This is a genomic window from Mesorhizobium sp. M00.F.Ca.ET.216.01.1.1 (assembly GCF_004010325.2).
In the GTDB taxonomy this organism is placed as follows: Bacteria; Pseudomonadota; Alphaproteobacteria; order Rhizobiales; family Rhizobiaceae; genus Mesorhizobium.
The window spans coordinates 62,948-87,929 of record NZ_SADR02000012.1 but is presented as its reverse complement, the minus strand read 5'-3'; the positions used below and the strand labels follow the sequence as shown (position 1 = coordinate 87,929).

22 protein-coding genes, 1 tRNA gene and 1 pseudogene are annotated in these 24,982 nt (G+C 63.4%); 18 read left to right on the top strand and 6 right to left on the bottom strand.

Going from position 1 to position 24,982, the window contains the following annotated elements; all coding sequences use genetic code 11:
- Nucleotides 1–42 precede the first annotated feature (42 nt).
- The 5 genes from EN859_RS17120 (at nt 43) to phnN (ending at nt 3,752) form a co-directional block, all read left to right on the top strand.
- Nucleotides 43–261, top strand: a complete 219-nt coding sequence (locus tag EN859_RS17120; RefSeq protein ID WP_127854182.1) for a DUF3329 domain-containing protein — start codon at nt 43–45, stop codon at nt 259–261.
- Nucleotides 262–276: 15 nt separating this feature from the next.
- A complete protein-coding gene (gene iolB / locus EN859_RS17115) occupies nt 277–1,089 on the top strand; it encodes a 5-deoxy-glucuronate isomerase (RefSeq protein WP_127854069.1) in 813 nt (270 codons plus the stop codon).
- A gap of 158 nt (nt 1,090–1,247) precedes the next feature.
- Nucleotides 1,248–1,955: a DUF1045 domain-containing protein gene (locus tag EN859_RS17110; protein ID WP_127854068.1), complete on the top strand. Its 708-nt coding sequence runs from the start codon at nt 1,248–1,250 to the stop codon at nt 1,953–1,955.
- Nucleotides 1,956–1,986: 31 nt separating this feature from the next.
- Nucleotides 1,987–3,126 (top strand): alpha-D-ribose 1-methylphosphonate 5-triphosphate diphosphatase, encoded by a 1,140-nt coding sequence (locus EN859_RS17105; RefSeq protein WP_127854067.1) that lies wholly within the window; start codon nt 1,987–1,989, stop codon nt 3,124–3,126.
- A complete protein-coding gene (phnN, locus tag EN859_RS17100) occupies nt 3,123–3,752 on the top strand; it encodes a phosphonate metabolism protein/1,5-bisphosphokinase (PRPP-forming) PhnN (protein ID WP_189502034.1) in 630 nt (209 codons plus the stop codon). Before EN859_RS17105 ends, phnN begins: the two co-directional genes overlap by 4 nt.
- 15 nt (nt 3,753–3,767) lie before the next feature.
- Here phnN and EN859_RS17095 read toward each other — a convergent pair whose 3' ends face one another.
- The 3 genes from EN859_RS17095 to EN859_RS17085 form a co-directional block, all read right to left on the bottom strand.
- Nucleotides 3,768–4,763 carry an ABC transporter permease gene (locus EN859_RS17095; RefSeq protein ID WP_127854066.1) on the bottom strand — a complete coding sequence of 332 codons (996 nt, stop codon included), beginning with the start codon at nt 4,761–4,763 and terminating at the stop codon, nt 3,768–3,770.
- Nucleotides 4,764–4,846: 83 nt separating this feature from the next.
- Entirely contained in the window at nt 4,847–6,385 is a 1,539-nt protein-coding gene (locus EN859_RS17090) for a sugar ABC transporter ATP-binding protein (RefSeq protein WP_127854180.1), read from the bottom strand.
- Between the two features lie 121 nt (nt 6,386–6,506).
- Nucleotides 6,507–7,469 carry a sugar-binding protein gene (locus EN859_RS17085; RefSeq protein WP_127854065.1) on the bottom strand — a complete coding sequence of 321 codons (963 nt, stop codon included), beginning with the start codon at nt 7,467–7,469 and terminating at the stop codon, nt 6,507–6,509.
- 597 nt (nt 7,470–8,066) lie between these two features.
- Here EN859_RS17085 and EN859_RS17080 point away from each other — a divergent pair.
- The 8 genes from EN859_RS17080 (at nt 8,067) to EN859_RS17045 (ending at nt 16,859) form a co-directional block, all read left to right on the top strand.
- On the top strand, nt 8,067–9,179 hold the full coding sequence (locus EN859_RS17080; RefSeq protein WP_189502032.1) for a LacI family DNA-binding transcriptional regulator: 1,113 nt from the start codon (nt 8,067–8,069) through the stop codon (nt 9,177–9,179).
- Nucleotides 9,180–9,379: 200 nt separating this feature from the next.
- The gene (locus EN859_RS17075; protein WP_127854064.1) at nt 9,380–9,691 is read left to right on the top strand and encodes a helix-turn-helix transcriptional regulator; all 312 of its coding nucleotides are present in this window, start codon (nt 9,380–9,382) and stop codon (nt 9,689–9,691) included.
- Nucleotides 9,691–11,706: a hydrogenase 4 subunit B gene (hyfB, locus tag EN859_RS17070; protein WP_127854063.1), complete on the top strand. Its 2,016-nt coding sequence runs from the start codon at nt 9,691–9,693 to the stop codon at nt 11,704–11,706. Before EN859_RS17075 ends, hyfB begins: the two co-directional genes overlap by 1 nt.
- Nucleotides 11,697–12,653 (top strand): NADH-quinone oxidoreductase subunit H, encoded by a 957-nt coding sequence (locus EN859_RS17065; protein ID WP_127854062.1) that lies wholly within the window; start codon nt 11,697–11,699, stop codon nt 12,651–12,653. Before hyfB ends, EN859_RS17065 begins: the two co-directional genes overlap by 10 nt.
- Nucleotides 12,653–13,315 (top strand): hydrogenase-4 component E, encoded by a 663-nt coding sequence (locus EN859_RS17060; protein ID WP_127854061.1) that lies wholly within the window; start codon nt 12,653–12,655, stop codon nt 13,313–13,315. Before EN859_RS17065 ends, EN859_RS17060 begins: the two co-directional genes overlap by 1 nt.
- A complete protein-coding gene (locus tag EN859_RS17055; RefSeq protein WP_127854060.1) occupies nt 13,312–14,763 on the top strand; it encodes a hydrogenase 4 subunit F in 1,452 nt (483 codons plus the stop codon). The genes EN859_RS17060 and EN859_RS17055 overlap by 4 nt, the downstream gene beginning before the upstream one ends.
- 20 nt (nt 14,764–14,783) lie before the next feature.
- Complete coding sequence (locus tag EN859_RS17050) at nt 14,784–16,310, top strand: NADH-quinone oxidoreductase subunit C (protein WP_127854059.1); 1,527 nt, start codon at nt 14,784–14,786, stop codon at nt 16,308–16,310.
- 12 nt (nt 16,311–16,322) lie between these two features.
- Nucleotides 16,323–16,859 carry an NADH-quinone oxidoreductase subunit B family protein gene (locus EN859_RS17045; protein ID WP_127854058.1) on the top strand — a complete coding sequence of 179 codons (537 nt, stop codon included), beginning with the start codon at nt 16,323–16,325 and terminating at the stop codon, nt 16,857–16,859.
- Nucleotides 16,860–16,873: 14 nt separating this feature from the next.
- On the opposite strand, the gene EN859_RS17040 is transcribed toward EN859_RS17045, so the two are convergent.
- A complete protein-coding gene (locus EN859_RS17040) occupies nt 16,874–17,083 on the bottom strand; it encodes a hypothetical protein (protein WP_127854057.1) in 210 nt (69 codons plus the stop codon).
- A 186-nt stretch (nt 17,084–17,269) separates the two neighbouring features.
- Here EN859_RS17040 and EN859_RS17035 point away from each other — a divergent pair.
- The 4 genes and pseudogenes from EN859_RS17035 to EN859_RS17020 form a co-directional block, all read left to right on the top strand.
- Nucleotides 17,270–17,469: pseudogene (locus EN859_RS17035) on the top strand (hypothetical protein); the annotation flags it as partial.
- A 538-nt stretch (nt 17,470–18,007) separates the two neighbouring features.
- A complete protein-coding gene (locus tag EN859_RS17030; RefSeq protein ID WP_189502030.1) occupies nt 18,008–19,195 on the top strand; it encodes an FIST N-terminal domain-containing protein in 1,188 nt (395 codons plus the stop codon).
- Nucleotides 19,196–19,206: 11 nt separating this feature from the next.
- Nucleotides 19,207–20,688 carry an adenylate/guanylate cyclase domain-containing protein gene (locus EN859_RS17025; protein WP_189502027.1) on the top strand — a complete coding sequence of 494 codons (1,482 nt, stop codon included), beginning with the start codon at nt 19,207–19,209 and terminating at the stop codon, nt 20,686–20,688.
- A gap of 265 nt (nt 20,689–20,953) precedes the next feature.
- The gene (locus EN859_RS17020; RefSeq protein WP_127854054.1) at nt 20,954–22,114 is read left to right on the top strand and encodes a helix-turn-helix domain-containing protein; all 1,161 of its coding nucleotides are present in this window, start codon (nt 20,954–20,956) and stop codon (nt 22,112–22,114) included.
- Between the two features lie 37 nt (nt 22,115–22,151).
- On the opposite strand, the gene EN859_RS17015 is transcribed toward EN859_RS17020, so the two are convergent.
- Both EN859_RS17015 and EN859_RS17010 read right to left on the bottom strand, forming a co-directional pair.
- Nucleotides 22,152–22,228: transfer RNA gene (locus EN859_RS17015), tRNA-Arg, on the bottom strand.
- Between the two features lie 326 nt (nt 22,229–22,554).
- Nucleotides 22,555–23,436, bottom strand: coding sequence for a D-alanyl-D-alanine carboxypeptidase family protein (locus EN859_RS17010; RefSeq protein WP_127854053.1), 882 nt, complete (start codon nt 23,434–23,436; stop codon nt 22,555–22,557).
- A gap of 380 nt (nt 23,437–23,816) precedes the next feature.
- Between EN859_RS17010 and EN859_RS17000 the strand changes: the two genes are divergently transcribed.
- Nucleotides 23,817–24,923, top strand: a complete 1,107-nt coding sequence (locus tag EN859_RS17000) for a hypothetical protein (protein ID WP_127854052.1) — start codon at nt 23,817–23,819, stop codon at nt 24,921–24,923.
- Nucleotides 24,924–24,982 lie beyond the last annotated feature (59 nt).

Below are 24,982 nucleotides of genomic sequence, written 5' to 3'. Positions count from 1 at the left end.
AGGCGATCCGATGGCTGGATTGATCCGATGCCCGTTGGTCCGATGAAAGACTATCAGCACCCGTTCTTCCGGCCCTTGTGGCGGCGCGTTGCCATAGTCGCGGTCTGCCTGGCCTGGTCCGTGATCGAGTTTGCCACCGGCACGCCGTTCTGGGGCGTGATCGCGCTCGGTTTCGCCGGCTACGCCGTCTGGCAGTTCTTCTATCTCTACAAGCCGGCCGACGACGACAAGCCATCGGCCGACGCCGAACCGAAGGAATGACCAGAGGAAACCGCGATGTCCAAATTGCTCGTCAAAGCCAACAAGGGTCATGGCCGCGTCGCCCATGTGACGCCGCAAACCGCCGCCTGGACCTATGTCGGCTTCGATCTGCATCGGCTGCGGCCCGGCGAAACCGCTTTCGGGCAAACGATGGATCGTGAAGTCTGCCTGGTGTTTGTCACCGGCAAGGGCAAGGCCAGGGCCGGTGGCAAGGATCTTGGCCTGCTCGGCGAGCGCACGTCGCCTTTTGAGGGCAAACCGTGGTCGGTCTACGTGCCGCAAGCTTCGGACTGGTCGGTGACCGCCGATACCGATCTCGAACTCGCCGTCTGTTCGGCGCCTGGGCTTGGCGGCGGGCTGCCCGTCCGCGTCATCGGACCTGATGACCTCGGCCAGGAGGTGCGCGGCAAGGGTACCAACACGCGCTATGTCACCAACATCCTGCCGGAAGACAAGCCGGCCGATTCGTTGTTGGTGGTCGAGGTCATCACGCCGGGCGGCCACACCTCGAGCTATCCGCCGCACAAGCACGATCAGGACAATTTGCCGGCCGAATCCTATCTCGAGGAAACCTACTATCACCGTCTCAATCCGCCGCAGGGCTTTGCCTTCCAGCGTGTCTACACCGATGCCGACAAGAGCGGCGCTCGCGCATTGGACGAGGCAATGGCGATCGAAGACGGCGATGTCGTGCTGGTGCCCAAGGGCTACCACCCTTGTGCCGCCTGTCACGGCTATGACCTCTACTACCTCAACGTCATGGCGGGGCCGAAGCGGACATGGAAATTCCACAACGCACCCGAGCACGAATGGCTGATGAAGGCCTGATCAGTCTTCCCTCAACTGGCCCAAGCCTCAACTGGCCCAAGACGAAAAAATCGTCGGCTAATGACCCGGCTGTGTCGTTTTGGTAACGAAAACGCATCAAGGCTTCGTCAATTCGTCATGCAAATCGCCTATGGCAGCGGGGCTGACGAGGACTTTCGATGCGCTACGCGATCTATTTCACCCCACGGCAGGACGAACTGCTGGCGCGGATCGCCGCCAACTGGCTCGGCCGCGACCCGTTCGGCGCAGCGGTGCGCCCGGTCGAGGCCGTGGGCGACTTGTCAGCGGCAGAAGTCGCCTTCCACACCGCCTCGGCGCGGCGCTACGGCTTTCATGCGACGCTGAAGGCGCCCTTCCGGCTGGCGCCGAACGAGACGGAAGGCTCGCTGCGCGCAGCGCTCGACAGCTTTGCCGGGGCGACGACGCCCGTCACCATCCCGCGCCTTGTCGTCAGCCAGATCGACAGCTTCTTTGCGCTGGTGCCGGAAGCGCCGTTGCCGGCGCTCAACCGTTTTGCCGATGATGTCGTGCGCGATTTCGACCGTTTCCGCGCGCCGCTGAGCGAGGCGGAAATCGAGCGGCGCAGTCCCGATTCGCTGAAGCCGGATGAGTTCCGCAACCTCTGCCAGTGGGGTTACGCCTATGTCTTCGAGACTTTCCGTTTCCACATGACGCTGTCCGGCCGCGCCGGGTCACAGGAAAGCCCTCGTCTTCGCTTAGCAATCGACAGCCTGTTTGCGGACGTGCTGCAACGGCCGGTGCCGGTGGATGCGCTGACCCTGTTTGTCGAAACCGAACCTGGCGCCCCGTTCATGGTGCTTTCCCATCACGCGCTCGGGCGCCGCCCGGCCAGAAAAACTGCCTAAACAGGCCCTGAACAAGCAAGGACTGCCTGAAATGACTGCCGAGACTGTTCTCAACAACGCCCGCATCGTGCTTGCCGACGAGATCGTCGAGGGCTCGATCGTGCTGCGCGACGGCTTGATCGCCGGCATCGATCCAGGCACCGGCCGCAGCGGCGAGGATATGGGCGGCGATTTCATCATTCCGGGACTGGTAGAGCTGCACACCGACCACCTCGAAGGCCATTACGCGCCGCGGCCAAAGGTGCGCTGGAACCCGATCGCCGCCGTGCTCGCTCATGATGCGCAGGTGGCGACCGCCGGCATCACCACCGTGCTCGACGCCTTGCGTGTCGGCATGGACGAGGATGCCGACCTGACCGCCGCCGACATACGCAAGCTGGCCGACGCGATCGAAGACAGCGTCCAGCAGGACCGGCTGCGGGCCGACCACTTCATTCATCTGCGCTGCGAAGTTTCGGCGCCCGATTGCCTCGCGGCCTTCGCCAACTTCGACGGCGACGAAAGGGTCAGGCTGGCATCGCTGATGGACCATGCGCCGGGACAGCGCCAGTTCGTCAATCTCGAAACCTACGCCTATTACTACCAGCGCAAGCTGAAGCTGACCGACCGCGACTTCCAGAGATTCTGCGAGAAGCGGATGGCGGAGTCGGCCAAGAACTCCGGCCCGAACCGCACCTCCATTGCCGCCGCCTGCCATCAGCGCGGCATCGTGCTAGCCAGCCATGATGACGCCACCGTTGGCCATGTCGACGAGGCGATCGAGCAGGGCGTCCGTGTCGCCGAGTTTCCGACCACCGAGGAGGCCGCAAGGGCTTCGAAGGAGGCAGGGCTCGGTGTACTGATGGGCGCGCCCAACGTCATGCGCGGCGCCTCGCATTCGGGCAATGTCTCGGCCCGCACGCTGGCCGGCAACGGCCTGCTCGATATCCTGTCGTCCGACTACATTCCCTTCAGCCTGATCCAGTCGGCCTTCTTCCTCGGCGATGTCGTCGAAGGCATCTCCTTGCCGCAAGCCGTGGCCATGGTTTCCAAGAACCCTGCCGAGGCGGTCGGTCTCAGCGATCGCGGCGTCATCGAACCAGGCCGGCGCGCCGATCTCGTCCGCGTCCGTGTCGACGACCATGTCCCGGTTGTCCGCACGGTCTGGCGGCAGGGACGCCGGGTCGCATGATGGTATCGGCATCGATCGAGCGCGAATTGTCGGCCGAAGCGTTCCCGATCCGCGACGGCGTCTTCGTTGCCGTCGTCGGGCCGAGCGGCGCCGGCAAGGACACGGTAATCGGCTATGCCCGCGCCCTGTTTGCCGACGAAAGCCGGCTGGAGTTCGTGCGCCGGGTCATCACCCGGCCGAGCGATGCCTCCAGCGAGGATCACGACACGCTGGCCGATGCGGCCTTTGCCGAGGCCGAAGCCGACGGCGCCTTCGCTATTTCATGGGAGGCGCATGGCCTGCGCTACGGCATCCCGGCTGAAGTCGACTGGTCGGTCGCCAATGGGCACGTTGCCGTCGCCAATGTATCACGCGCCATCATCCCGGCGCTGCGCGACCGCTACGCCAATCTGGCGATCGTCGAGATCACCGCTGCGCCGGAAATCCTGGCTGAACGGCTGGCATTGCGCGGCCGCGAGTCGCGCGGCGAGGTGCTGGCGCGCCTGGCGCGCAGCGCCAACGTCGCATTGTCCGGCCCGGGCGTCACCTCGATCGACAACAGCGGTGCACGCGAAGTGGCCGGCGAGCGTTTCGCCGACGTGCTGCGCAGGGCGATGGCCTTCTCCGACATGTCGGGCCTAATTTAGGCTGGTCTTGGAGGGCTATTCCGCCGCAGCGCCGGCGGCGCCCTTGCGGGTGGCCTCCAGCATCAGCCGCCGCGCCCGGAACACGCCCCATTGCTGGTCGACCAGCACGCCGATTAGGATCACTCCGCCCATCACCGCGAAGTTCAGCGAGGACGGGATGCCGAGCAGATTGACGAGGTTCTGCAGTTCCTGCAGCAGGACCGTTCCCAGGATCACGCCGATCAGCGAGCCCTCGCCGCCGCGCAGCGAGAAACCGCCGAGCACCGCCGCCGCGATGGCATAGAGCTCATAGAACTGTCCGTGGCTGGCCGGTGAGATCGAGCGCGTGTACATGGCGAAATAGATCGCCGACAGTGCCGTCAGCACGCCGCAGATGACATAGGCGGCCATGACGATGCGGCCGGTACGGATGCCGGAATATTTCGCCGCTTCCTCGTTCTTGCCGATCGCGTAGAGATAGCGCCCGAACACCGAACGGTGCAGCACCACCCACATCACGATGGCGATGATGATCAGCGCAATGAAGCTGTTCGGCACGCCCCAGGATCGCCCCGCCGCCAGGAATTCGAGTTCCGGGAAATTCTGTCCGAAGGCAAAGCCCGCGGTGCCGTCGGCGGTGTAGAACCGCGCCACGCCGCGATAGATCAACAGCCCGCACAGCGTCACCACGAAGGGCTGCAGTTTGAGCCGCGTGATCAGCCAGCCATGCACCAGGCCGATTATGCCGCCGAGCGCTATAATCAGCACGAAGGCAAGCGGCCAGTCCATCTCGCGCACGGCGATGAAGTCGATGAACAGCGTACCCAGCAGCGCGACCAGCGAGCCGACCGACAGTTCGATGCCGCCGGTGATGATGACGAAGGCCTGGCCGATCGACAGGATGCCGAACAGCCCGATCAGGTTCGAGGTGTTGGCGAGGTTGATCGGCAACAGGAAGCGCGGGTTGATGATCGCCACCACCGTTCCCACCACCAGGATCAGGATCAGCAGACCGAGATCTTTCTTGCTCATCGTCTTCTCCCAATGCCTGCTTTAGCAGGTTCCGCAAAAGTATTCCGCGGTGTTGCGACCAGGACCTGCGGCAAAACAAAACGCTATTTCGGCCGCTTGCCCACCGCCAGCAGCAGCACGTTTTCCTGGCTGAAGTGCTCCCTGTCGAGAATGCCGGAGATCTGGCCCTCATGCATGACGGCGATCCGGTCCGAGACCCCGATCACCTCCTCCATGTCGCTGGAGATCATCAGCACGGCGACTCCGGCATCGGCCAGCGCGCGCATCAGCCCGTAGATTTCGGCCTTGGCGCCGATGTCGATGCCGCGCGTCGGCTCGTCGAGGATCATCACCTTGGGGTTCATCGCCAGCCACTTGGCCAGCACAACTTTTTGCTGGTTGCCGCCGGAGAGCGTGCCGGTGCGCGTCGCCACCGAAGGCGCCCTGATGCCGAGATTGCTTTTCTGCTTTTCGGCGGTGGCAGCTTCGGCGCTGGCCGAAACCAGCGACCGCCGGGCATGCGCCGACAGGTTGGGCAGCGAAATATTCTGGGCAATCGACAGGTCGAGCAGGATGCCGGTCAGCTTGCGGTCCTCGGGGACGAGGAAGATGCCGCTCGCCACTGCATCGGCAGCCGATCCAAGCACGAGCTCTTTTCCATCGAGCAGCAAGCTGCCGCCAAAGCTCTCGTCGATGCCGAAAAGCACGCGCGCCAGTTCGGTCCGACCGGAGCCGACAAGGCCGGCAAGGCCGAGGATTTCGCCGTGCCTGACATCGAGATCGACCGGCCGGTCTGGATAGGCGCTGGTGCGAACGCCGTTGGCCGACAGCGCGACGCTACCTGGCGCGCGCGCCGATTCTGCGGCCTTCTCCCTCTCCTTCAGCATACGCCCGATCATTAGCTTGACCATTTGGTCGTGGTTGATGGCGCTCTTCGACAGCGTGCCGGCAAGCATGCCGTCCCTCAGCACGACGACACGGTCGGCGACCCGCTCGACCTCGTGCAGGCGGTGCGAGATGAAGATGACGCTGATGCCCTCTGCCTTCAGCGCGGTGATGACATCGAGCAACTTGTCGGTTTCGGCAATCGGCAAGCTCGACGTCGGCTCGTCGAGGATCACCAGCCGCGCCTTGATCGACAGCGCCTTGGCGATCTCGACCATCTGCTGCTGGGCAAGCGACAGCGCCGCTACCGGTGTATCGGCCGAGAAATTGGCGCCCACCCGCTTCAGCAGTGGCGCCACCTGCGTGCGCAGCTTGGCACGGTCGACGAGCTTGAGCGGACCGGCGCGCAGCGGTTCACGGCCGAAAAAGATGTTGGCGGCAACGTCGAGGTTTTCGAACAGGTTGAGTTCCTGGTGGACGAAGGCGATGCCCGAGCCGATGCTGGCTTCGACGGTCAGCCCGTCATGGGCGAGGCCGTCGACGGTTATCGTGCCGGTGTCCGGCCTGGTCACACCGCCGAGGATCTTCATCAGCGTCGATTTGCCGGCGCCGTTTTCACCGACCAGGCCGATGACCTCGCCGGCCCTGACCTCCATCGAAAAACCGTCCAGCGCCACGACGCCGGGATAGGTCTTGCGCACGCCCTCGAGGCTGAGGAACGGAGCGGACGCGACGATGGATGTGTCGGAGTAATTCATCATGCCTGACAGCAGCCGCTGGGCCATTGTGGCCGCATCTGCAGACTGACGACCCCTGCAGGGTTCGTCAATATGAACACCGGCCAGGGATCAGTCCCTGGCCGGTGCAACTGCTCCTGTCTTATTTGCCTGACATCGCCGCCAGGTTTGCGGCATAGGCGTCGACATCGTCCTTGCCGATGATCTTGGTCGGCACGATGATCAGTCCGTCGGCGGGAACGCCCGACTTGTCGCCCTTGAGATAAGAAGCCATCAGCTTCATGCCTTGGTAGGCCCATTCGAAGGGCTGCTGCACGACGGTCGCGGCGACGGTGCCTTCCTTGACGCCGCCCAGCGTGATCGGATCATCGTCGAAGCCGACGACGGTGATCTGGCCGAGCTTGCCGGCGTCGCGCAGCGCTTCATAGATGCGCGGCGTGTTGTAGGAATAGAAGCCGACCATGCAGGTCACGTCGGGACTGGCAACCAGCGCGTCCTCGACATTCTTCTTGGCACGGGCCTGGTCAATGTCGTCGCCACGCACGTCGATCAGTTCGATCTTGGTGCCGGCGAGACCGTCCTTCATGCCCTGGATGCGCTCCTTGGCGTTGTCGGCGCCGAGCAGGCCGACGAAGCCGAGGCACTTGCCGCCGTCGGGCATCGCCTTCTTGGCGATCTCCGCCGCCTGCTTGCCGGCGTCGACATTGGACGAGCCGATATAGGCAACACGCTTGGTCTGCGGTGCGTCGCTGTCGGTTGTGAACAGCGCCGTCTCCGAGGCAATCTTGTTCAGCCCGTCGGTCGATGTCTTTGGGTCGACGGCCGAAACCATGATTCCCTTCACGCCGGCCGTCACCAGGTCGTCCATCAGCCGCTGTTGGATGGCGACCGACGACTGCTCGGGATATTTGAGCTCCAGATTGTAATCGGGCAGTTCGGCCTGCGCCTTCTTGACGCCGGCTTCCGCCGCCTTCCAGAAATCGGAGGCGCCGTTGACGACGAAGGCCAGCGTCGGCTTGTCGTCGGCGCGCGCCATTGCTGTGATGGACAGGCCGAGCAGCAAGGCCGCTGCGGCGACGGACGCATTTCGTATCGCAGATTTCATGTTCAACCTCCCATTTGAATCAGTCGTTTATGCTGATGTGAATTTGTCGATTGCGGCTTGGACGCCCTCCTCCTCAAGGGTTCCTGGCAGCGAAGAACGGCGCCATTCCAGCCACGATCTTGAACTCTAGACACTCGCCTTCGATTAGTAAATAGTCCGATTTGTCTGACATTTGCGACTGTGCTGCAGGTCCCCGGCCGGCTTGATAGCCGCACGATACTGCGCCGCACGCTGATTTCCCTCACGGCCCGCTCGATGCCGAACCGGGCATGACAAATTGACATTAGAACGCTTACGGCTATTAGTAAATAGTATTAGTTGCTGGCTGGAAATCCATGCGCCCCTAGCGGAAGGCGCGCCCTGCCGCATGGCATGGGAGAGGGTACCACGTAGTCAGCAGGTCGCAGAATTGAGGAATTCTGGGTGAAATCATCTCCTGCGCGCCCCTTGCCGCCTTGTGCCGTGGCTTGGTGCCGGCGGCGACTCGCTGGTAATAATGATTAGTTCGGTGTTTGTTTTATAAGCTCACTGTGCAGGGCCGTGTTGCCGACGCTGACGGCCTCTGGTTAGACAGGCCGGGATGGGAAACAAAAGATCATGAGCGAACCGACGGATCTGCGTGATCCCGCCCTTGAGGTCTCCAGGCGCCGCAAGCCGTCCGGGAAAACTCCCAAGGGCCGCGTCACCATGACCGATATCGCCAGGGCCGCCGGCTGCTCCCAGGCGACGGTTTCGTTCGTCCTCAACAACACGCCGGGCATTAGGCTGTCTCAGCAGACCCGCGAGCGCGTGATCGAGGCCGCGCGGGCTCTTGGCTATGCGCCACCGGCCTTCTCTGCTCTGCGAAGCCCTGTCGCCTCCTTCGACGGGCTTGACGGGGTGATAGGCTTTGCCGTCGATCAGCTGGCGACCAGTCCGGAGGCCGTCGTCGCCATCGAAGGCGCCCGCCAGGCCTCGTGGAACGCCGGCAACGTGCTGCTGGTGGCGCAGACCATGGGCGACGCCGTCATGGAGCCGCGCGCTATTTCCGCGCTCACCAAGCGGGGCATTTCGGCGCTGATCTATATGACCATCTTCACCCGCGAGATCACCGCGCCCGACTTCCTCTACGGCCTCGACATCCCGGTCATCCTGCTCAATTGCTACACTGCCGACTATGCCTTCCCCGCCGTGGTGCCGAGCGAGATCGCCGGCGGCCAGAGTTCCACCCGCCACCTGATCAGCCATGGCCACCGCCGCATCGCCACCATCACCGGCGAGCCCTGGATGCAGGCCGCGCAGGACAGGCTGAAAGGCTATCGCCGCGCGCTCGCCACCGCCGACATCCCCTTCGATCCGGAGCTGGTCGTCGAGGGCGACTGGTCGGCAAGCGCGGGCTATGCCGCCACCGTCAAGCTGCTTGCGCTGAAGGACCGGCCGACCGCCATCTTCTGCCAGAACGACCGTACGGCAATAGGCTGCTACGAGGCGCTTAAGGAAGCGGGCCTGCACATCCCCGGGGATATTTCCGTCGTCGGCTATGACGACGAGGAGATCGCCCGCCATCTGTTCCCGCCGCTGACGACATCGATCCTGCCGCACATGGCGATGGGCCAATGGGCGATCGAACAGCTCGAGACGCCGCCGGCGCCCGGCCACGGCCGTTACCCCATCACCAAGCTGGAGTGCCCCTTGGTCGAGCGGGAATCGGTCGGCGTTGTGGCTTCCTAGGGCTCGTGGGCGGGAGCAAAGTGAGCGACTGGACGTCCATTTGCAGGCCAATGCCCTGCACGCAATCTGCCGGGACAGGTAGCCTTAAGCGCTGCCGTCAAAAGAGATATCTCACATATCAGTTATTGACTGTGAGACGTTTCAATGTACGCTGTAACGCGTAGAGCTTATGTCTCAGAGCTGACAAAGAAGGGCGATGGGTGATAACCGTTCCGCAATTGCGCGCCGCCAGGGCATTGCTCGGCATCGACCAGCGCAGGCTTGCCGAATTGTCTGGCCTTTCAGTGCCGACAATCCAGCGCATGGAAGCCAGCGAGTGGATGATCAGGGGCAATGTCGATTCCCTGATGAAGTTGATTGCGGCACTTGAGGCCGCCGGCATCGAGCTGATCGGTGAAGGCGCGGCGAGCCCCTCCGGCGGGCGCGGCGTGCGGCTCAAGGCGGGCGTCAATCCGGCCAAGGGTTCCGGCGCCGATGACGCGGAAGCCGGTTTCGGCGGGAGCCTGCCGTGATGTCGGTCGTTGCCCTTCCCTTGTGGGGTGTCGCAGCGCTTTTGGGAACCGCCATCGCAGCTGTCGCCATCGGCCGGCGAGGTTCGGCGACACAGCTTGTCTATGGCGCAACCCTTGCCATCTCGGCCGTCGTGCTGGTGATCGTTACCGGCGAACTGGTCGGTGATCCCGCCGGCGTCTCTGCCGTCACGCTGCCGCTTGGACTGCCGTGGATCGGCGCTCAATTCCGTCTCGATGCGCTGTCGGCATTCTTTCTGCTCGTCGTCAATCTGGGAGGCGCCGCAGCCAGCCTCTATGGACTTGGCTATGGCCATCACGAGCCCGCGCCAGGCCGGGTGCTGCCGTTCTTCCCGGCCTTTCTTGCCGGCATGAATCTTGTCGTGCTGGCCAACGATGCTTTCTCGTTCCTGCTGTCCTGGGAGTTCATGTCGCTCGCATCGTGGGCGCTGGTCATGGCGCACCACCGCGAACAGGACAACACGCGGGCGGGCTACATCTACCTGGTGATGGCGAGCTTCGGCACGCTGGCGCTGCTGCTCGCCTTCGGCCTGCTGGCCGGGCTAGGCGGAACCTACACATTCGATGCGATGCGCGCCGCCGAGCCAAGCCAGTTCGTCGCTGCCGCCGTCCTGGGTCTCATGCTGCTCGGCGCCGGCTCGAAGGCCGGCCTGGTCCCTCTCCATGTCTGGCTGCCGCTCGCGCACCCGGCGGCGCCAAGCCACGTCTCGGCGCTGATGAGCGGCGTCATGACGAAGGTCGCCGTCTATGGCTTCATACGCGTCATTTTCGACCTGCTCGGTGAACCGGCATGGTGGTCGGGCGTCGTCGTGCTTTCCCTCGGCGGCCTGACAGCGGTGCTCGGCATCCTCTACGCGCTGCTGGAAAAGGATCTCAAGCGGCTGCTTGCCTACAGCACAATAGAAAACATCGGCGTCATCTTCGCCAGCCTCGGCCTGGCGCTCGCCTTCAAGGCGAACGCGATGCCGTCGGCCGCAGCGCTGGCGCTGACCGCCGCGCTGTTCCACGTTCTCAACCATTCCTTCTTCAAGAGCTTGCTGTTCTTTGGCGCCGGCGCCGTGCTCACCGCCACCGGCGAACGCGACATGGAGAAGCTGGGCGGTCTCATCCATCGCATGCCGCTGACCAGTTTTGTCTTTCTGGTCGGCTGCGTTTCGATCTCCGCGCTTCCGCCCTTCAACGGCTTCGTCTCTGAATGGCTGGCCTTCCAGGCCATCTTGCAGAGCCCGGATCTGCCGCAATGGGGCTTGAAGGTCATGGTGCCCGCTGTCGGCGGCCTGCTGGCGCTGTCGGCGGCGCTGGCCGCGGCCTGTTTCGTCAAGGCGTTCGGAATTACATTTCTCGGCCGGCCGCGCTCCGCAGCGGTGGAGCATGCGCATGAGGTCGACCGCTACTCGCTGGCGGCAATGTTTGCTCTCGCCGCTCTTTGTCTGCTTGCCGGCATTCTGCCGGGCCTGGTCATAGACGGCCTGTCGCCGGTAACGCTTTCGCTGATCGGCAACCGCATGCCGGTGCAGCTGGCGCAGCCCTGGCTGTCGATCGTGCCGATCGGCGAAAGCCGCAGCTCCTACAATGGCCTGCTGGTGTTCGTGTTCATTGCAATCTCTGCATCGCTCGCCGCATTCGTCATCCACCGCTTCGCCTCACACGCGCTGCGCCGGGGTCCCGCCTGGGGCTGCGGCTTCCCCGACATCACGCCGGCTGCGCAATACACGGCCGTCAGTTTCGCGCAGCCCATCCGCCGCGTCTTCGGCACATTTGCATTCCGTGCCAGGGAAAGGGTGGAGATGCCGCCGCCGGGCGCCACCGCTCCGGCCCGCCTCGATGTGGAAGTCCACGACGTGGTCTGGGAGACGTTCTACCAGCCGATCACCGGCGCCATCGGGTTTGCGACGGAGAAGTTGAACCACCTGCAGTTTCTCACCATCCGGCGCTATCTGACCCTCGTCTTCCTCTTCCTCGTCACCTTGCTTCTGGTGCTCGCGCTATGGCCCTGATCTTCGAACTGGCCGTCCAGGGCGCGCAAATGGTGCTGGTGCTTGTGCTGGCGCCGCTGCTGACCGGCTTCGTGCGCAAGGTGAAGGCGAGATTGCAGCGACGCCAGGGCCCGCCGCTGATCCAGCCCTATCGCGATCTGCTGCGGCTGATGCGCAAGGAGGTTGTGCTGGCGGACAACGCATCCTGGCTGTTTCGCGTCATACCCTACCTGATCTTCGCCGCCACCTGGGTTGCCGCCGCACTCGTGCCGACATTCGCCACCGGCCTCAAATTCAGCTGGACCGCCGACCTGATTGCGATCGTCGCCCTGCTTGGCAGCGCGCGCTTCTTCCTGGCGCTGGCGGCGATGGACGTCGGCACCAGTTTCGGCGGCATAGGCGCAAGTCGCGAGGTCATGATCGCTTCGCTGGCCGAGCCCGCCATGCTTTTGATCGTGTTCAGCCTGGCCCTCGTCGCCGGAGCGACGCAACTCTCGACGGTCGCCGCCTTCATGGCTTCGCCGGATGTTGGCCTGCGGGTCTCGCTCGGCATGTCGCTGATCGCTCTCGTGATGGTGGCGATCGCCGAAAACGCCCGCATACCGGTCGACAATCCGGCGACGCACCTGGAACTCACCATGGTCCATGAGGCGATGGTGCTGGAATATTCCGGCCGCCATCTGGCGATGATCGAGTTCGCCACCTTCCTCAAGCTTCTGCTCTATGTCTCGCTGATCTCCTGCGTCTTCATCCCCTGGGGGCTGGCGATCGCAGGGGCAGGACCGCAATCTCTCGTTGTGGGCGCCGTCGCCTATGCCGGCAAGCTTGCCGTGTGCGGCATTCTGCTTGCGGTGTTCGAGACCGCCATCGCCAAGATGCGTGTCTTCCGCGTTCCGGATTTTCTCGGCGCGGCACTTATGCTGGCCCTGCTCGGCACGCTGTTGTTGTTCGTCTCGCGGAGCCTTTGATGAACGGCCTCACCTTCGACATCGCTCATCTGCTCGCCGGCGGCCTGGTGCTGGTCAGCTTCATGATGCTGTACCAGGATCGCCTGTTTGCGCTGATCAACGTCTTTGCGCTCCACGCCATCGTGCTCGCTTTGTCGGTGGCCTGGCAGGCCTATATCCAGGATGCCCATCACCTTTACGTCACTGCGGCGATCGCCCTCATCTTCAAGGCGCTCGTCATTCCCGTCGGGCTGCATCGCATCATTCACCGGCTCGGCATCCATCGCGACATCGAGACCGCCGTCGGCATCGGTCCGACCATGCTTGCCGGAATAGGCCTGGTGACCCTGTCCATGGTGCTGATGCTGCGGGTCACGCCTGAAGCCGATCCGCTCGCCCGCGAGGATCTGGCCTTCGCGCTGTCGATTATCCTGCTCGGCCTCCTGGTGATGGTCACCCGCCGCAATGCCGTCAGCCAGGTTGTCGGCTTCATGTCGCTCGAAAACGGCCTGGTGCTGGCCGCCACCGGCGCCAAGGGCATGCCGCTGGTCGTCGAGATCAGCGTCGCCTTCTCGATCCTGATCGCCTTCATCGTCATCGGCGTCTTCCTGTTCCGCATCCGCGAGCGGTTCGACTCGGTGGATGTCGGTGCGCTTGACGACTACCGGGGAGAACGCCGTTGACCGGGTTTTCTTTCGACGCCGTGGCAGCCATCCTGCTGATACCGGCAGGTGCTGCCGCACTTCTGGCGGCAATGCCGAACTACAAGATGACGGCAGGCCTGAATGTCGCCGCCAGCTTCCTGACCTTGCTCGCCGCGCTGTCGCTTTTCGTCACCGAGCGGCCGCAGCCCGGGCAGTATCTGCTGGTCGACGACCTCAACATCGTCTTCATCGTGCTCAACACATTCGTCGGCTTCACCACCAGCGTGTTCAGCGCTTCCTACATTGCGCACGAACTGGAGACCGGCCGGCTGACCGCGCCGAACCTCAGATTCTATCACGCAATGTACCAGGTCATGATGTTCGGCATGAACCTCGCATTCGTGTCGAACAACATCGGCCTGATGTGGGTGGCGGTGGAGCTTGCCACCCTGACCACCGTGCTCATGGTCGGCATCTATCGCACGCATGAAGCGCTGGAGGCGGCCTGGAAATATTTCATTCTCGGAAGCGTCGGTATCGCGCTTGCGCTGTTCGGCACCATCCTCGTCTACATGGCCGCACAACCGGTTGTCGGCGAGGGCACCAATGCCATGGTCTGGACGGTTCTGATCCAGCAGGCGGCGCGTTTCGACCCGGCTCTGCTCAACGTCGCCTTCGTCTTCCTGCTGCTCGGCTACGGCACCAAGGTCGGCCTTGCCCCCTTGCATGCCTGGCTGCCCGACGCGCATGCCGAAGGCCCGACGCCGATTTCGGCTGTGCTGTCCGGCCTGCTGCTCAACGTCGCGCTCTATGGCGTGCTGCGCTTCAAGCTGCTGCTTGCCGCGAGCCCTGAGGCGATCGCCCCGGGGCCGTTGATGGTCACGATGGGGCTCACCTCGCTGATCTTCGCCGCCTTCATGCTCTACCGCCGTCGCGACATCAAACGCCTGTTCGCATACTCCTCGATCGAGCACATGGGCATCATCGTGTTTGCTTTCGGCATGGGCGGTCCGCTGGCGAACTTTGCCGGCCTGCTGCATATGGTCATGCACAGCCTGACCAAGTCGGCGATCTTCTTTGCCGTCGGTCATATCGCGCAGGTCAAGGGAACGCAGAAGATCGCCGACATCAGAGGGTTGACGGAATCTCACCCCGGACTGGGCTGGGCGCTGGTCATCGGCGTCGTTGCCATCGCCGGCCTGCCGCCGCTCGGCATCTTCATGAGCGAATTCCTGGTCGTGAGTTCGACATTCGCAAGACACCCGTTTCTGGCGATCCCCTTGGTGTTCGGGCTCCTGCTCGCCTTCGGCGCCCTGCTGCTGCGGCTGACCGGCGTCGCCTTCGGCGAGCCGCGCGGCAGCACAGCACCGGTTGAGGCATCCTACGTGCCGATGTATTCCCACCTGGCACTGGTGTTTGCCGCCGGCATCTACCTGCCGGCGCCGCTGGTCTCGTGGTTCCAGCATGTCGCGGACATACTGGGATGAAGCGGACGAGCAAGAGAACGATGCCCGCGCTGCTCGACCTCATCGAGGCCGGCCGTCCTGTCGAGCACCACGCGCCCGGCAGACGCGCCGTGGTGGCGCCGAAAACCTGGAACCTTGCCGTCGAGCAGCTTGCCGCAGGCCGTTGGAGCCTGCTCGGCCTTTGGGGCGAGCCGGAGACCGTCCACATGGCGCTGCTCGACGAGGCTCGCGAGATCGGCGTCATCAGCCTGCCATGCCCCGGCGGCCGCTACCCGTCGGTCGGCCTGCGGCATCCGCCGGCGTTGCGGCTCGAGCGTGCCGCCGCCGACCTGTTCGGGCTCTTGCCGCAGGGGCTTCCCGATACGCGCCGCTGGCTCGATCATGGCCAGTGGGGCGTCACTCATCCCCTCGCGGCGCAGCCCGGGGCTGCGGCCGCGGCATCCTCCTACCGCTTCCTGCCGGCGGAGGGCGAGAGCCTGCACCAGATCCCGGTTGGGCCCGTGCATGCCGGCATCATCGAGCCCGGGCATTTCCGGTTCACGGCAAGCGGCGAGATCGTTGTCCGGCTGGAAGAGCGTCTCGGCTACGTGCACAAGGGCATTGAAGGCCTGATGGCCGGTTCGCCCGTTGATCGTGCCGCCAGGCTCGCAGGCAGGACCTCCGGCGACAGCACCGTGGCCTATGCGCTTGCCTTTGCCCGCGCCGTCGAAGCCGCGCTCGGTGTCGAGGTCCCGCCGCGTGCCGTCTGGCTGCGGGCGCTAATGGCTGAGCTGGAGCGTCTGGCCAACCATCTTGGCGATATCGGCGCCATCTGCAACGATGCTGCCTTTGCGCTCATGCATGCCCACTGCGGCGTGCTGCGCGAGCGCGTGTTGCGCGCCGGCAATGCGGCCTTCGGCCATCGCCTGATGCGCGACCGCATCGTGCCCGGAGGCGTCGAAGGCGATCTGAACGAGGAAGGCACGACCGCAATTCGGTCTGCGATCACCGAGATCAGGCAGCGGTTCCCCCATTTGGTGGAGCTCTACGACAACACGGCGTCGCTGCAGGACCGCACCGTCGCAACCGGCCGGCTCAAAACCGAACTCGCCCGTCAATACGCGGCCGGCGGCTATGTCGGCCGCGCCTCAGGACGGGACTTCGATGCGCGGCGCAGCCCGGGCTATGCACCCTATGACGAGCTCGCCTTCGACGTTCCCGTCCTGCAGGAGGGCGACGTGAACGCCCGCGTCTGGATCCGCGTCCGCGAGGTCGAGCAGAGCCTGTCGCTGGTCGAGCAGATTCTTGAGCGGCTGCCGCGTGGCTCGGTCCGTGTCGATATCGCTGAGGCAGTCGGACGACATGCAGGCTGGCCGCGTGAAGGCATGGCGCTGGTCGAGGGGTTCCGCGGCGATATGCTGGTCTGGCTGCGCATTGGCGAAACCGGCCTGGTCGAGCGCTGCCACCTGCGCGACCCGTCATGGTTCCAATGGCCGCTGCTCGAAGCGGCGATCGAGGGCAACATCGTCGCCGACTTCCCGCTCTGCAACAAGTCGTTCAACTGCTCCTACTCCGGCCACGATCTCTGAAGTCAGGTTGTCATGCGCAAGCTTCTCTTCGAAAGCCTGGTACGCCCCCCGCTCACCGAGCGTCCGCCCGAGGCGAGCGATGCGGCGGTCGCCGAGCTCGCCCGCGCCCTCGATGGCGCCGCCCGGAAACGGCTGGGCAGGAGCTTGTCGATCCGCGCGGTCGACGCCGGTTCCTGCAACGGCTGCGAACTCGAAATGCATGCGCTGAGCAACGCCTTCTACGACATCGAGCGCTTCGGCATCCGCTTCGTCGCCTCGCCGCGCCATGCCGATGTGCTTGTAGTCACCGGGCCGGTCACCAAGAACATGCGTGAGGCCTTGAAACGCACCTATGACGCGACACCCAACCCCAAATGGGTTGTCGCTCTCGGCGACTGCGGCAGGGACGGCGGCTGCTTCGCCAGCAGCTATGCAGTCGTCGGCGGCGTCTCGGCGGTGCTGCCCGTCGACCTGCACATCCCAGGCTGCCCGCCGCCACCGATTGAGATTTTGAAGGGGCTGTTGGCGCTGCTTGACGGGGTGAATGGGAAGGCTGCCAAAGGTCTCTGAGGCCACGCCAAAACCTACTTCAGGTCGCTGAAGCCATAAAACATCGGCTGTTGGGAGAGACGAATAAAATCGTTGAGATCGATACGAGAGCCGGGACGCTTCCGCTTCCCAGCTTGGTTCAAAAGATCGATATGCTTTTCAGAGTGGAGGAAACTCAAAGCCGCGTCGATCTGAGCTTTTGTCGCCGCTGTGTCATTAGCTATCTGTTCCAGAAATTCAAACACCCGGGGATAGCCTGACGCTGCATCTCTTCTACTTTGTACGGCAGCGAAGAAACCATCGCTTCCGATATCTTAGTGCTTGCGCGGGCGTCGAATCCAAAATCAAATGCGACGCCTTCTTCCCAGTGCGGATCGAAGCCGAGCATATCGAGACCAGCATCGCCACGATGAAGTGAACTGTTGCCGACCTCCCAGTGCGGCCGCATCTGCTACAATCGCAAGAAGATCAACCTCAGCCTCGTCTTCGCCGGCCAGACCGTCGGCATCAAACAGGTCGAGGACCATATCTGGCTGGCTAGCTTCATGAACTCATGAACTATGATCTGGGATATTTTGACGATGAGACATGCAGGCTCGAACCACTCCAAAACCTGGAGAACTGTCCCTAATTAGTGTCTCACCCAAGGGGTGCAGTCCACCATGTCTCCGGTATAAACCGTAACCTATGTGTCCAGAATGGACCTGCAAAAACTGGCGCACCGGAGAGGATGAAGATGAGAACTGGAGCATCAGGCTCATAACCTGAAGGTCACAGGTCCAGTCCCGCCCACATGCGCGAAGGCTCGGCTACACGGTATGAGTGATACTTCAGCATGTCCCGGCGGGCTGAGCCGAAGTGCCTTGCGGGCGTGCTCGCCCGTGTCGTTCGCGAGCGCGCTGAAACCGAACGCCGCGATCAGGAAACGATCCCTTCAGCGATTGGGGATTGGAAACCTGCAGGAGCTGTTCGCTGCACACAAACGCCAGCGCGTGCGTCACCCCGGCCAATAGTTTCGTGCTCGTCCCCAAACTGCCTGCTAAAACACACCTCGCATTGTGCCAAGACCCGGCGACGCAAGGATCGGAGGGGGTGACGCCGCGGGCGGCATGCGCGCTTCTGATAGTGGCTCAGCCTGTGTTATGTTGTCACAGATTGGGAGCGCTAAAATGCTGAAGTTCGGATCGGGATACAGCGGGAACGTGAACTCGGCCGCCGCGATGCGGGAGGCCGTTCTGCAAGCGGATGCCGACCAGGCCACCGTACTTATTATCCATACTACGGTGGGTCACAATTTTGGCCCGATGCTGGCTGCAGCGAGCGAAACTTGCCCGCACACTGCCATCGTGGGCTGCACCGGCTCCGGCGTCATCTACAGCCACGGCGTTAGCGAGACGATGCGGGCACTGGCGGTCATGAGTATCGCCGGTCCGGAGGTTGCGGTCATCTTCCGCGACGGCTTGACGCGGTCGAACGGTCGTGGCCTGGTTGCCGAGGCTGCGCAGGAGCTTCAAGGCAAGCTTGACGGCATCAATGTGATCCTCCTTTACACGCCGGGCTTGGACGTCACCTGCGACGAGGTGTTGGCCGGCATCGAGTCGGTGTTCGGTCGCGAGGTGCCAATCGTCGGAGGTCTTGCCGCTGACAACGCCAAGGTGAAGAGTAGCTTCCAGTTCTACGGGCAGAGTGTGACCGAACACGGCCTCCTGCTGGTCGGCTTGGCCGACCCCGGGTTGGAGTTGCTGTCGATGGCCAGCCATGGCAGCCGGCCAGTCGGCGAGCCGTTCGTGGTGACTGCGGCCGAGGGCAGCCAGGTCCAGCAGCTCGACGGATTGCCAGCATGGCCGAAGGTGATGCAGCGGCTCGGGCTCCCGGCCGAAACATCGCCGGTCCAAGCAATTCCGCTCGCAGCCCTCGGCATCGAGATCGATAGCGCGGCGCGCGACGACTACAACAACTCGCACATTATGCGGGCGGCGTTGCAGACTGACGGTACCGGCGGTTTCTATTTGAACTCCCGCGTTCGGGTGGGAACCAAGCTGTTTCTGATGCATCGGGATGAGGAAAAGATCTTCGCCGGGGTCACCCAGATGATGAGCCGGATGGCGACGATGGTAGACGGTCGCGAGGTCGTCGCCGTGTTCCAGGCCGACTGCCTCGCGCGTGGGCGGCAATCATTGGACCGGGTGTCGAAAGACGAAATCATCGCCAAGCTGCAGCGGCCGTTGATCGGCGACCGCGAAGTGCCATGGCTCGGTCTCTATGGCTATGGCGAATTCTGTCCGCTGATGGGCAGAAACTCTTTGCATACCTTCACTTCCGCTTTGTTCCCACTGGTGCGCCAGCCAGCGATCTGAGGAGCTCCCAATTGAACCCTTCGGCTCTGGCGGCTCGTATTGCCGAGCTCGAGCTCGAGGTCGGCCGGCAAGAGGTGCAGCACCAACAACTCGTAGTCGCCAAGGGCCGGCTTGACCGCGAGCTCCAGCGCTTCCAGGCGATCCAGCGCTACGTGCAGCGGGCGGTGCTGGTTCGGGACCTGGAGGGGCTGCATATCCTGACGCTGGAGGGCATTGTCGAAGCCTTCGAGTTTGAGATCGCCTTGTTCCTGCGCTGGGACGGGAACCTGTCCGTCGCTCAGGCCTTCGGCTTCGATGACCCGCCGAGTGCGGCGGCATTACCCTTCGAGAAGGGCTGGATCGAGGATGGCGCTAGCCGAATCTTGAAACAAGACGACCCGGTTCTGAAGGCTTGGTCTGCGCTGGGCCTGCGCGAGGCGATCATAGCGCCCGTTGCCGACAAGGACGGCGAGCTCAGCGGCATCCTCGTTGGCGGCCGCACCTTGGTGCGCGGCGAGCTCTACGACGAGGTAAGCGCCGAGCAGCGCTCGTCCTTCGAAGTCCTTGTCGGCCAAGCCGAGGCGCTGTTCCACAACTTCACGCTGGCGGCCGAGATCCGCGAGCGCAATCAGCGACTGCAGTCACTGACTCGTTCGTATAGCCGCTTCGTGCCGTTCGAATTCCTTGAGCTCCTCGGGCGCGACTCCATCGAGGCGGTGTCACCGGCCGACCACATCCGCCTCGACATGACCATTTTGTTCGCTGACCTACGCGGCTTCACCAATACGTCCGAATCGCTCGGAGCCGAAAAAGCCTTCGTGCTGCTCAACGAATATCTGCAAGTCATGGAGCCGGAAATCTCGGCGCGTCATGGATTTATCAGCCAATATCAGGGCGACGGCTTCGTCGCACTATTTCACCGCGGCGCCGATAGCGCGATCGCCGCGGCGACCGGCATATGCCGCGCTTTGGCCAATCTCAACAAAATCCGGGCAGCGCGCGACGAAGCGGCGCTACGTATCGGCATCGGTATCAATTCCGGTGAGCTGATGCTGGGTGCCATTGGCGGCGAGCAACGGCTCAACGGTAATGTTGTCGGCGACGCGGTCAATCTGGCGTCGCGCGTCGAAGGCCTAACCAAGCTTTACGGCGCCGTATGCGTTCTAACCGACGCGACGGTGCGTCGACTTTCCCACTCCGCGTGCAGCTTCCTGCGCGAGCTGGACCGGGTGGTGGTCGTGGGGCGCACCACGCCAGTCACCATCTATGAGTTGATGGATCTCGATCCGCCGGCCCTGCGTGGGGGAAAGTTGGACGCGGCCAAAGAGTTCCAGCGCGGCTTGGGGCTGTATCGCGACGGCGTTTTCGCCGCCGCGGTTGACGCCTTCACGCGGTGCCTGAAAGTGTGCCCCAACGACCACGCCGCCACGCTTTATGTGAAGCGCTGCTGCGAGCTGATGCAGAGCCCGCAAGTCAGTGGCTGGCAAGGCATCACTGTACTCGACCGCAAGTAGAGGAAAATTTTCTGATACCCTCGAGACGAGGCACCACGGAGGTTAGCAACGGGCCAAGCCTTCGCGTTCTCGATCAACTCAGTGGTCGCCCGGCACCGAGGCCTGACAGTTCTCTCTTTTGTTCGGGCGCCTCTTCGGAAAACCGTTTCAACTCAATAGGTTCTGCCCTTCCCGAGAGATGGGTGACAGTTCATTCCGGAGACATGGGTTACACTTCTGGCCCTTTGCGAGGAGAGCAAAGGTGCCTTGGCAGGAGTGCAACCGCATGGACGAGCGTCTCAAATTCGTTGCGCGGCTTCTGGATGGAGAGAAGATGGCGCAGCTTTGCCGGGAGTTCGGGATTTCGCGCAAAACCGGCTACAAGCTAATCAATCGTTACAATGACAGCGGGCTGGAGGGGCTGACGGATCGCTCGCGGCGGCCTTACCGGCACGCCAATCAGCTTCCTTTCCAAATCGAGAAGCTGATTGTGCGTGCCAAGCAGGACAAGCCCAGCTGGGGCGCGCCGAAGATCAGGGAGCGGCTGGTGCGGCTCTACCCGGACGTCCACACGCCGGCGATCTCAACCGTGCATGCGGTGCTCGACCGCCATGGCCTGGTCAAGCGCCGCAAGCGGCGCCGCAACAGGGCGGAGGGAACGGCGCTCTCGCATGGCTGCCAGCCCAACGATCTGTGGTGCGCCGACTACAAGGGCGAGTTCATGCTTGCTGACCGACGCTATTGCTATCCGCTGACGATCAGCGACTTTGCCAGCCGTTATCTGTTGGCCTGCGAGGCGCTTCACACCACCAAGGAGGCCTATGCCTTCACCGTGTTCGAAAGCGTTTTCAAGGAGTTCGGCCTGCCAAGGGCGATCCGGACCGACAACGGCGTTCCTTTCGCTAGTCCCAACGCCCTTTTCAATCTCTCCAGACTGTCGGTGTGGTGGCTGAGACTCGGTATCGCCATCGAGCGCATCAAGCCGGGCTGCCCGCAACAGAACGGCCGCCATGAACGCATGCATCTGACGCTCAAGCTGGAGACCACCAAACCGGCCGGCGCCAACTTCCTTCAGCAGGCAAAGTTCGATGACTTCGTTCAGGAGTTCAACACCGAACGCCCGCACCAGGCGCTCGATATGGCTTGCCCTGCCGAGCGCTACAGCTCCTCGCCACGACCCTATCGGGGACTGCCAGACCTCGACTATCCCTTCCACGACAAGGCGGTTACCGTCACCACCTGCGGGCGCATCTGCTACAATCGCAAGAAGATCAATCTCAGCCAGGTCTTCGCCGGCCAGATCGTCGGCGTCAAACAGGTCGACGATCGAATCTGGCTGGCCAGCTTCATGGACTATGATCTGGGGTATTTCGACGATGAGACATGCAGACTGGAACCACTTCCCAACCCCTTCGGGCCGAAAGTGTTACCCATGTCTCCAGTATGAATCGTAACCTATGTGTCCAGAATGGACCTTCAAAATTTGGCGCACCCGACAGGATTCGAACCTGTGACCTCTGCCTTCGGAGGGCAGCGCTCTATCCAGCTGAGCTACGGGTGCTTTCAGGATCGGATCCGGAAAACGAACCAGCCGGCGAACCGGCCAGCCACGGCTTCTTAGCGGAAGCCGGGGCGGGCTTCAACGGGCAAGTGACCCGGCAGGGCTGCCAACGCGGATTAACATGCTTTCGGGATTGGTCCCATGATCTGGAGCCTGTCCTGCCGAGGTCCACGTCCGAAGGCGCGCAAGTCTGCGGACCTATGGAGGATGCGCCAAAAACGAAAACCCGCCTCGGCGGCGGGTCGCTGGCGCAAATCAGAACCATGCCGGAATTAATAGCATAACTGCCGTCAGCGGGCAACCGACCGCACCGTCTGCAGCCAGCCTCACTGCTGCTCGGCGTACAATACCTGCGTCTTCGCATCCGCCGCCATCGGCGCCAGGCTGCGCTGGATCAGCGCCTCGACATGGTCGTTGCGCTGGCGTGCGCTGTCGGCGCCCATCACCACGATCACCAGCCGATGGCCATCGGCGTCGTAGGAGGTAACGATGTTGTAGCCGGAGGCCCTGATGTAGCCGGTCTTGATGCCGTCGACACCGTGCACCCGGCCGAGCATGTCGTTGTGGCCGCGCACCAGCCGGCCGCGGAACATGAAGTCGCTTTCGGAGAAATAGTGGAAATGCTGCGGGAAGCGGGCGCGCAGCGCCATGCCGAGCACCGCCATGTCGCGCGCGCTCGTGTGCTGGTCGCCGTCCGGCAGGCCGGAGGCGTTGCGGAAGACGGTGCTGGCCATGCCGATCTGGCGCGCCTTGGCGGTCATCATGGCGGCAAACGCTTCTTCGCTGCCGCCGAGATATTCGGCGACGGCGACCGCCACGTCATTGGCCGATTTAACGACTATCGCCCGGATCGCCGAATCGACATCGATGGTCTCGCCGCGCCTGAAGCGCAGCTTGGTCGGCGGCTGCCTGGCGGCGTTGGCCGACACCGGGATCAACGTCTGCTTGCTGATGCGGCCGGAATCCAGCGCCTCGAACAGCAGGTAAAGCGTCATCATCTTGGTCAGCGACGCCGGATAGCGCGGCGCCGTCGAATTGACTTCGAACAGCGTCTTGCCGGTCCTGGCATCGACGACAACAGCCGCATATTTCTGCGGCGGCGCCGGCACTGCCAGTACAGTTTCGGGAGGAGCCGCCGTCGTGCAGCCGGCAATAAACAGCAGCAATGCCAGCGCCGCGACACATTTCTGGATGAGGGAGCGGTACAAGGGTTGGTCGGTTCCGAAGGTAAGCTGTTGCTAAGACGAGGCGACGCTAGCCTAACCCGATTGTTTCGTCCATTTGGTTAACGGGTATCTCACGCGATCGCCACAGGTTTGATTCGCCCTTACTTGCCTTACTTGGTGCTGCCCCTCACCCTTACCCTCTCCCCGTAAAGAACGGGGAGAGGGGGGCGCCAGCGTTGCGGCCAGTTCCCTTCTCCCCGTCACTATACGGGGAGAAGGTGCCGGCAGGCGGATGAGGGGCACCGCCGACGATCGTCTCCGGCAGTTCTCGAACCCCGACTCTGATGTGAAATGCCGGCCACCCGGCTTGCGCAAAGGGCAGCGAGCGGGTTTTGCTGCCTCGACAGAATCGGCAGGTGCGCATGGATACGATCACGATCAGGGCCAAGGGCATTTCGGTTTCGCTCGATCTCACGGTCGGCCATCTCGCCGACATGACGGTCGATATCGATGGCCGCCGGCTAAAACCGCTGCATCGCGCGCCCTGGGTCGACGAGCCGCGCCAGACGCTGCCGCAAGACCTGCCCGAGGGCACCGTTCGCCTCTCCGGCGATTTCCTCTGCGCGCCGTTCTCGCGCAGCGATGTCGAGCCGGCACCGCTGCATGGCTGGCCGGCCAACAGTCGCTGGGATGTCGTCGAGAGCAAGGCATCAGCCGATGGCTGGCGCGCTGTGTTCCGGCTGCAGCATCTGGTCATGGGCGCAACCGTCGACAAGATCCTGACCTTGCGCGACGATCACCCCTTTCTCTACCAGGAGCATGTCTTTTCCGGCGGTTCCGGTGCCATTTCCGTCGCCCACCACCCGATGACGGCGATGAAGGACGGCGGCAGGCTGGCGTTCTCGCCGAAGCGGTTTGCGGCAACGCCTGACGATCCGCTGGAGCCCGATCCGGCCCGCGGCCGCTTCCTGCTCGCCTATCCCGCGCGCACCATTGACCTGACACGCTTTCCGGCCGCCGGCGGCGGCACGGTCGACCTGACCGACTATCGCATGGACCAGCTGCGCGAGGATTTCGTCACCCTGGTCGAGGCCGATCACGGCGGGCCGGGCTGGACCGCGCTGGCGCGCCAGGCGGAGGCCGATCTCGTGCTGGTGCTGAAGAACCCGGCCGAACTGCCGGTCACCATGCTGTGGATCAGCAATGGCGGGCGCGACTATGCGCCGTGGAGCGGCCGCCACCGCGGCGTGCTCGGCATCGAGGATGGGTGCACCGCGGTCGGCCACGCCGCCTCGCTCGGCGACAACTGGCTGAAGCGCGAAGGGGTGGCGACCGCCTTTGCCCTTGCCGAAGGCCGCAGGGTCTCCTTCCGCCATGTCATCGGCGCCGTGCCCTTGTCCAGCGGCGAGCCGCCGCGCGACATCGCAACAGCGCAAGGACGTATGCGCCTCACGGCAGCCGACGGTTCGACTCGAGACATTGCCTTCGACAGCGATTTCCTGCGGATCGGTCAATCCGTGCCTGCTTGAGCGCTCGCCTCCCCACCTCGTCATCCCAGGGCGGAGCGAACGCGAAGCGGAGCGCAGAC